Below are 6191 nucleotides of genomic sequence, written 5' to 3'. Positions count from 1 at the left end.
TTCGGCTTTGGCGTCTGCCTTGGGCTGATCGGCCTTGGTGTCCGGCTTGGCTTCGGCCTTCGGCTCCTCGGCTTTGGCGTCTGCCTTGGGCTGATCAGCCTTGGTGTCCGGCTTGGCTTCCGCCTTCGGCTCTTCGGCTTTGGCGTCTGCCTTGGGCTGATCAGCCTTGGTGTCCGGCTTGGCTTCCGCCTTCGGCTCTTCGGCTTTGGCGTCTGCCTTGGGCTGTTCCGCCTTGGGCTGTTCCGCCTTGGCTTCGGCCTTCGGCTCCTCGGCTTTGGCGTCTGCCTTGGGCTGTTCCGCCTTGGCTTCGGTCTTCGGCTCTTCGGCTTTGGCGTCTGCCTTGGGCTGTTCGGCCTTCGGCTGCTCGGCTTTGGCCTCTGCCTTGGGCTGCTCGGCCTTGGGCTGCTCGGCTTTCGCCTCTTCCGGCTGTGCTTCTGCCTTGGCCGCCTCGGCCTGGAGGCGTTGCTGTTCGGCTACCGCCTCCGGGTTCAGGGCGTGCTGGCGCTGGCGCTGGCGAGGATTGTTGCGAAGGCGCTTGGGTTTGGCATCGGCGTCGGTGGCGGCAGCCTGGGCCGGGCTCACTTCCTTGGTCCGTTCAGCCTTGCTTTCCTGAGCCTTGTTTTCCTGGGACTTGGTCTCCTGCGGCTTGCTGCTCTGAGGCTTGCCGTCCTGGGGCTTGCGGCCTCCCTGGCCTTTGCCGTCCTGGGACTTGCGGGCCTCCGCTGACTGTCGGACGTCATCCTGGCGCTGGCCGCGACCTCGGCCGCCGCGCTGGCTGCTGCTCTTGTCGGTGCGAGACTTGTCATCGCCCTGGCGCTGTGGCTTGGCGGTGCGGCTCTCGTCGCGACCCTCGCTGCGCTCCTGGCGCTGACCGCCGCGGCGGTTGCGTTGGCGGCCGTTGCCGCCGGGCTTGGCCTCGCCGCGCTGCTCATCGCGGCCTCCGGCCGGCCGGGCAGAGGAGGGCTGACGCTTGGCTTGCTCGTCGGCGCGGGAGGTGTCACCACTCTGGGCGGGCTGTTCCTCACCGCTCAGCAGGCGGGCAAAGCCCTTCACCAGGCGGCCCAGCACGCCATCCCGGGCGTTCGGGGCAGCGGCGGGAGCGGGCTTGGGGGCGGCCTTGGGAGAAGGGGGCGACGGCTCGGCCGACTTCTCCGGGGCTTCCTCACGCAGCGAGGCCGGAGCCGGCTCGTGATGCACCACGGTCTTCACCGCGGCCTCGTCCCGCTTGACCGGCTTGCCGAAGGCGGCCTCGGGCTCCTTGCCCACTTCGGTCTCCATGGGCAGCTCGTAGCTGGACTTGTACGATGAGCCTTCTTCATCGACATGATCGTCACGCAGGCGCTGGACGTCGTAATGGGGCGTGTCCATGTCGGGATTGGGCAACAGCACCACGCGAACGTCCTGGCGGCGTTCGATATCGGCCAGCACCGCGCGCTTCTCGTTGAGCAGGTAGGTGGCCACCGGCACCGGCAGGATGGCGCGGATCTGGGCGCTGCGCTCCTTCATCGCCTCTTCCTCGATCAGGCGCATGATCGACAGCGAGATGGAGCGTACGTCGCGGATGGTGCCCTGGCCGTCGCAGCGCGGGCAGACCACGCCGCTGGTCTCGCCCAGCGACGGGCGCAGGCGCTGGCGGGACATTTCCATCAGGCCGAAGCGGGAAATGCGGCCGATCTGCACCCGGGCGCGGTCGAGCTTGAGGGCGTCGCGCACCCGATTCTCGACCTCACGCTGGTTGCGCGCAGGCGACATGTCGATGAAGTCGATGACCACCAGGCCGCCGATGTCGCGCAGGCGCAGCTGGCGCGCGATCTCGTCGGCCGCCTCCAGGTTGGTCTGCAGCGCCGTTTCCTCGATGTCGCTGCCGCGGGTGGCGCGCGCCGAGTTGATGTCGATGGACACCAGCGCCTCGGTGTGGTCGATGACGATCGAGCCGCCGGAGGGCAGCTTGACCTCACGCTCGTAGGCGGTCTCGATCTGTGACTCGATCTGGAAACGCGAGAACAGCGGCACCTCGTCGGCGTAGCGCTTGATCTTCTGCTGGTAGGAGGGCATGACCTGGCGGATGAAGGCCAGTGCCTCCTGGTGGACCTGCTCGCTGTCGATCAGCACCTCGCCGATGTCCTGGCGCAGGTAGTCGCGCATGGCGCGGATGATGACGTTGGACTCGCGATAGATCAGGAAGGGCGCGGATCGCTTGCCGGCCTCCTCGGTGATCGACTCCCAGACCTGGACCAGGTAGTCGAGGTCCCACTGCAGTTCCTCGGGCGAGCGGCCGATGCCAGCGGTGCGCACGATCAGGCCCATCTTGTCGGGCACCGTCAGTTGGCCCATGGCCTCCTTGAGCTGGGCGCGTTCCTCGCCCTCGATGCGCCGCGAGATGCCCCCGGCCCGGGGGTTGTTGGGCATCAGTACCAGAAAACGGCCGGCCAGGCTGATGAAGGTGGTCAGTGCCGCGCCCTTGTTGCCGCGCTCCTCCTTGTCGACCTGAACAATGACTTCCTGGCCTTCCTTGAGCACTTCCTTGATGCTGGGGCGCCCGGAGGGTTCCTTGACGAAGTACTCGCGGGAGACTTCCTTGAGCGGCAGGAAGCCGTGGCGTTCGGCGCCGAAATCGACGAAGGCGGCTTCGAGGGAGGGTTCCACGCGGGTGATCTTGCCGCGATAGATGTTGGCTTTCTTCTGTTCCCGGGCACCGGACTCGATGTCCAGGTCGTAGAGGCGTTGTCCATCGACCAGGGCGACGCGCAGCTCTTCGGGCTGGGTCGCGTTGATGAGCATCCGTTTCATGTCGTCTCGCAAAATGGACGCGCCGGTGGGCGCCCATGGGCAACGACGATGGCGAACCGCAGGGTGCAGCGTGCTTGTGCTCAGCGCATGTCGCGGATGCGGAACTGCGCCCGGCCGTGTCGGGGCCTGATAGCAGTGGCGGGCCGGCACGGCATGATCATGTTGAGTACGGGGCGGAGGCAGGACATGTCTCGGCGGGTCGTTTCGTTTCCCATCCGGCCCTGCGGTCACCGCCAACACCTGGCATTCATCGATTCGCCAACGCCGGCCTCCGGCACGATGTTGTACGTATCCCGTGGTAGCCGCTCGTTCGTCGGAAGCGAGGCGGGGCGGGCGTGGCGTTGTATCGCTTGCTTGTCGGCGGCGGGACCTCGTGTGGGAGGGTCGTCGCGGCCTGATTTCGTCGCTCCGGCCTGCGTGTATGTCGTGCAGGCGCGCGAATGGACGGTTCTGTCCACTGGAACGAATTCGCAATATACCAGTAAAGGGGATACCCAGCAATTGGCGGCAGAATGGCCGGCACTGCGGTAGAATGCGCCTTTTACGCCAGTGGTAAGTGGAGTGTCGCATGGCCGAGGGCCGCGAGGTGCAATGGGTGGAAGTGACCGAGGGCCAGGTAGGCCAGCGGGTCGACAATTTCCTGATGACGCGCGTCAAGGGAGCGCCTCGGGCGCTGATCTACCGCATCGTGCGCAAGGGCGAAGTGCGGGTGAACAAGAAGCGGGTCAAGGCCGACACCCGGCTGGCGCTGGGGGACGTGGTACGCATACCGCCGCTCAAGCTTGCGCCCCGCGAGGCGGTCCGTGAGGTCAGCGACAGCCTGCGCAACCTGCTGGCCGGCAGCGTGCTGCTGGAGGGGCGCGACTGGCTGGTGCTCAACAAGCCATCGGGACTCGCTGTCCACGGTGGTAGCGGCGTCAAGATTGGCTTGATCGAGGCGCTGCGTCAGGTTCGCGAGGATCTGGACTTCCTCGAACTGGTGCACCGCCTCGACCGCGATACCTCCGGCTGTCTGCTGCTGGCCAAGTCGCGGCCGGCGCTGCTGAGCCTCAACGATGCCCTCAAGCGCCATCAGATGTCCAAGCAGTATCTGGCGCTGGTCGCCGGTCGCTGGCCGGCGCGGCGCGACTTCGTCAGCGCCCGCCTGGATCGCTTCGACGCCGGCAACGGCGAACGGCGGGTGCGGGTCGACAGCGGCGGCAAGGTGGCGCGTACCCGGTTCGCCGTGCGCGAGGCCTTTGCTCGCGCCACCCTGATCGAGGCCGAGCCGATCACTGGGCGTACCCACCAGATCCGGGTGCATGCCGCCCACGCCGGCCATCCTCTGCTTGGCGACGACAAGTATGGTACCCGCGAAGGGGGGCGTATTGCGGCGCAGCTCGGTCTGTCGCGGCTGTTTCTCCACGCCGCCTCGTTGACCTTTCCCGAGCCCACCAGCGGTAAGCCGGTGAAGATCCGTGCGCCGCTCGGCGACACCCTCGATGGCGTGCTGGCACGCGCCCGCGACGCTCGTTGACGCGGAGGCTTCATGCGCTATCGACTGATGATCTTCGACTGGGATGGCACCCTGATGGACTCGGTGGCCCGCATCGTTGCCTGCATGCAGGCCGCCGGTCGCGACATCGGCTGGGGATCGCTGTCTGACGAGCGCGTACGTGACATCATCGGCCTGGGGCTGCCCGAGGCGATCGCCAGACTGTGTCCGGGCATCGACCCCGAGCGTGCCGAGGCCTTGCGGCAGCGTTATTCCTACCACTTCGTGGAGGGCGACGTGACCCCGATGCCGTTCTACCCGGGCGTGGTCGACGGGCTGGCGCGGCTGCGTGCCGATGGCGGCAGTCGCCTGGCGGTGGCCACCGGCAAGAGCCGCCGGGGGCTCGATCGCATTTTTCATGAGCGCAGCTGTGGGCATTGGTTCCACGCCAGCCGCACCGCCGACGAGACGCTCTCCAAGCCGCATCCGCGGATGCTCGAGGAGCTGCTTGACGAACTCGGCGTTCCGGTAGAGGAGGCCGTGATGGTCGGCGATACCGAGTACGACCTGGAGATGGCGCGGGCGCTGGGCATGGATCGCATCGCCGTGACTTATGGCGTGCATGCGCCCGAGCGGCTGGCCGCCAGTCGCCCGGTGTTTACCGCCGATGCCTTTCCCGAGCTCATCGACTGGCTGCATGCCTGAGCGCTGCTTGTTTCGTTCACAGGAGTAGGCCCATGGATGACGATCGACGCGACGACTGGACCCAAGGGCCGGAGCTCAGCGCCGAGCAGGCCCGAGAGGAGCGCCGCCGACGCACGGGCGCCGAGCAGGCGGCACCGGCCCCGGGCGACGAGGATGCCGAGACGCTGCGCGAGCGCCAACGCCTCGCCCAGCAAGCCATGCTCGATCGCTGGATCGATGGCGTGCTGGCCGAACAGCGTCGATCCCGACGCTGGAAGCTGTTCTTCCGTTTCCTGTTCGCCGCCCTGATCCTGGTCTCGCTGGCCACGGCTCTCTACGGGGTTTTCGGTGTTGGGGGATCGGGGAGCGTGGCGGGTCCTCATCTGGCTGTCGTGAAGGTGGAGGGCGTGATCGACAGCGACTCCCGGGCCAGCGCCGATCGCATCATCGAGGGCGTCGGGCGGGCCTGGAAGGCGCCGGGAGCGAAGGCCGTGGTGCTGCGCATCGACAGTCCCGGCGGTAGCCCGGTGCAGTCCCAGCGGATCTACGACGAACTGATGCGGCTGCGCGGGCAGGGCGGCAAGCCGATCATCGCGGTGGTCGAGGACATCGGCGCCAGCGGCGCCTACTACATCGCCTCCGCTGCCGACGAGATCGTGGCCGCGCCGGCCAGCCTGGTGGGCTCGATCGGCGTCATCAATGCCGGTTTCGGCTTCCAGGACGCCATGGAGCGACTGGGCGTCGAGCGTCGCGTGTTCACCGCCGGCGAGAACAAGGCCTTTCTTGATCCCTTCTCCTCGATCTCGCCGCAGCAGCGCGACTTCTGGCAGCAGGTGCTGGCCACCACTCATCGCCAGTTCATCGACGACGTCAAGGCGGGGCGCGGCGATCGGCTGGCCGACGACGAGCGCCTGTTCAGCGGCCTGGTCTGGACCGGCGAGCAGGCCCTCGATCTGGGGCTGGTGGACGAGTTGGGCAGTCTCGACACCCTGGCCAGGGAGCGCCTCGCCACGCCGCGTACCCAGGACTACACGCCGCGTCTCGATCCCTTTGACCGCCTGGCGAGGCGCTTCGGGCGAGTCGCTGCCGAATGGTTCGGGCTGCCGCAGGCGGCCTCGCCGCTGCGCTACCAACTCGGCCCTTAGAGCAGCTGGAAGAACGCCCGCTTCGCGGACGTAAGCTTGAAGAGCGGTGCTTCGCACCTGGAAGAGCCGGGCTTCGCCCGGAGCTTGAAGTCATAAGC

The 6191-nt window shown here is 67.4% G+C and carries 4 protein-coding genes; 3 read left to right on the top strand and 1 reads right to left on the bottom strand.

All coding sequences use genetic code 11. From position 1 onward, the window contains the following. Window positions 1–2790 (bottom strand): ribonuclease E (gene rne, locus FHR96_RS20745; RefSeq protein ID WP_246393069.1); only part of this gene is annotated, 2790 nt, incomplete at its 3' end. A gap of 568 nt (window positions 2791–3358) precedes the next feature. Between rne and FHR96_RS20740 the strand changes: the two genes are divergently transcribed. From FHR96_RS20740 to sppA, 3 genes are read left to right on the top strand one after another with little or no spacing between them, the layout of a single operon-like run. Continuing rightward, complete coding sequence (locus tag FHR96_RS20740; protein WP_183389619.1) at window positions 3359–4306, top strand: RluA family pseudouridine synthase; 948 nt, start codon at window positions 3359–3361, stop codon at window positions 4304–4306. Between the two features lie 12 nt (window positions 4307–4318). Beyond that, window positions 4319–4969, top strand: coding sequence for an HAD family hydrolase (locus FHR96_RS20735; protein WP_183389618.1), 651 nt, complete (start codon window positions 4319–4321; stop codon window positions 4967–4969). 32 nt (window positions 4970–5001) lie between these two features. Continuing rightward, window positions 5002–6093, top strand: a complete 1092-nt coding sequence (gene sppA, locus FHR96_RS20730) for a signal peptide peptidase SppA (RefSeq protein WP_183389617.1) — start codon at window positions 5002–5004, stop codon at window positions 6091–6093. Window positions 6094–6191 lie beyond the last annotated feature (98 nt).

It is taken from the genome of Halomonas organivorans, from assembly GCF_014192055.1.
Classification (GTDB): Bacteria; Pseudomonadota; Gammaproteobacteria; order Pseudomonadales; family Halomonadaceae; genus Halomonas; species Halomonas organivorans.
The sequence above is the reverse complement of the archived record's forward strand: the minus strand, read 5'-3'. Positions and strand labels throughout refer to the sequence as shown.